Below are 2,193 nucleotides of genomic sequence, written 5' to 3'. Positions count from 1 at the left end.
CTCCCCCCTAATTTAAGATTGCACTCTCGATGCATCAAGAGCTACGATAGAGATACCGATCTTAAATTTTTATTAAAAATATCGGTATTAAGTCATATGTACGTCGTGGACTATAGTCCATCTGCTTTAAAGTAACAACCTTCTCTAGAATCTGACGAGCTAGTCTCCCAGCATAGAGGGGGCTAGGAGGTGTCATGCTAAGTCGAGAAGGTGCGATCGAGTTATCGGAAATTACTGACTTAAATCAACTCAAGTCAGAACTCAACCATCTACCGGGGGTAGATGTAGGCGACTATATTAGCGAATTGCCCAAAGAGCGACGGGCGATCGCCTTTAGATTATTGTATAAAGATCGCGCCATCAATGTCTTTGAATATCTACCCACCGAGATTCAAGAAGAGTTAATCGAAGCACTCCACGATACTCAAGTGTGTCAGATTATCGAAGCCATGCGTCCCGACGATCGAGTGGCATTACTCGACGAGCTACCTGCGGGAGTAGTCAAACGGTTATTACGGCAACTCAGTGCCGAAGAAAGGGCAGCGACATCGACGATTATCGGCTATCCTGAAGGCACGGCTGGACGGGTGATGACGACGGAATACGTGCGGCTGCGGCAAGGTTTGACAGTCGGCGAAGCTTTGGCAAAAATGAAACAAAGCGATCGCGATAAGGAAACGGTGTACTATGCCTATGTTACCGACGACAGCCGGAAATTACAGCAAGTCGTCTCGCTGCGGCAATTAGTATTCACCCTCCCCGATACGCCGATTAAAGATATTGCTAGCGATCGGGTAATTAAAGTTTATACCGAAACGTCTCAAGAAGATGTCGCGCGGCAAATGCAGCGGTATGACTTAATTGCAGTGCCTGTAGTCGATCGTGAAGATCGCTTAGTCGGGATTATTACGATCGATGATGTTGTTGATATTTTACAAGAAGAAGCCACCGAAGACATCCAAAAACTCGCTGGTGTGGGTAGCGGTGAAGATTCTTCCCTGTCCCCGCCTTGGAGTAAATTACAAAACCGCCTGCCTTGGTTGCTGGGAATTATGGCACTATATATCGGTGCCTCTAGTTCGATCGCCCCCTTTCAAGATACGATTTCTAAGGTGCCAGTACTCGCCGTAATTATGCCGCTATTTTCTAATACTGGCGGCGCAGTCGGCACTCAAGCCTTAACTGTCACCATTCGTTCCCTCGGTGTCGGTGAAGTCACTCCTGGCGATACCCTCGAAATTCTGGGTAAAGAGGTGCTAGCAGGCTTAGGAACAGCCATCGGTCTTGGTTTGACTATGATTCTACTCGCGCTGATTTGGACACCGCCAAGCGAACGCTGGGTAGCAGTGGTAGCCGGAATTGTGATGGCAACAAATACATTAATTGCCGTGACATTAGGGACATTATTACCGATGGGGTTCAAACGGCTAGAGTTAGATCCGGCTCTAATTAGTGGGCCATTAGTAACAACATTACTAGATACGATCGGATTTATTCTGTTTCTATCCTTAATTACGATCGGGAGTAATGTTTTACACCTGTAGCCGATCGAGGTTCAGGCAATCGCGTTGGCGTAAACCTGCCTTAGGCACAGCATACCAGAGGTAATCGTCTAAGTTTCGGATTGTAATAAATGTAAAATTGAGGTTTATTATGAGTCCTTTACTCGAAAAAATTTTGGCAGATGTAGACAGGTTGGAGCCATCCGAGCGATTGGAAGTAATCGCTCGTGTCATTGCTAGATTGCAGCAACCAGATCGTCCATTACCAAAAAATAAATTGAGTCGTAAAGAATTGTTTGGTTGTCTGCAAGGGCAAGTTACGATGGCAGCGGATTTTAACGATCCGCTGAACACATCCATATTGTGAAAATCTTTTTCAACCCAGTTCGATCGAGCGGTAATACTATCCTATGCTTGTTAATTACCAGCTATTCGCTATCTTGCCTAGCCGAGAATCAGTCGATCTCGATCGGCAGTATTCGCAATTCTAACTTACTCAAAATCCAGGGTACATTTTGCGACCTACATCTGTCTAGCGGTCGCCAAAAACGGGATGTTTTCTTATCAGCATATCAATCCCAATTTCAAAGTACAGCTTTAATGAATATCGATGGACGAGATTTGATGTTAACATCAGTGCGCGAAGTCCAAACCAAACGCGGATCGATCGCTACCTATCGCACGGGAAATC

The 2,193-nt window shown here is 45.7% G+C and carries 3 protein-coding genes; all 3 read left to right on the top strand.

The genetic code is table 11. From position 1 onward, the window contains the following. The first annotated feature begins 194 nt into the window (after positions 1–194). Positions 195–1,544 carry a magnesium transporter gene (gene mgtE, locus RMO79_RS11760; protein WP_310483352.1) on the top strand — a complete coding sequence of 450 codons (1,350 nt, stop codon included), beginning with the start codon at positions 195–197 and terminating at the stop codon, positions 1,542–1,544. 109 nt (positions 1,545–1,653) lie between these two features. Further along, the gene (locus RMO79_RS11755) at positions 1,654–1,869 is read left to right on the top strand and encodes a hypothetical protein (protein WP_310483351.1); all 216 of its coding nucleotides are present in this window, start codon (positions 1,654–1,656) and stop codon (positions 1,867–1,869) included. Next, positions 1,866–2,193 (top strand): hypothetical protein (locus RMO79_RS11750; RefSeq protein ID WP_310483350.1); only part of this gene is annotated, 328 nt, incomplete at its 3' end. The genes RMO79_RS11755 and RMO79_RS11750, both read left to right, overlap by 4 nt.

The sequence above is a fragment of the Chamaesiphon sp. VAR_48_metabat_403 genome, from assembly GCF_031422475.1.
In the GTDB taxonomy this organism is placed as follows: domain Bacteria; phylum Cyanobacteriota; class Cyanobacteriia; order Cyanobacteriales; family Chamaesiphonaceae; genus Chamaesiphon.
Note: the sequence above shows the minus strand (reverse complement) of the source record. Positions and strands in the feature narration are given on the sequence as shown.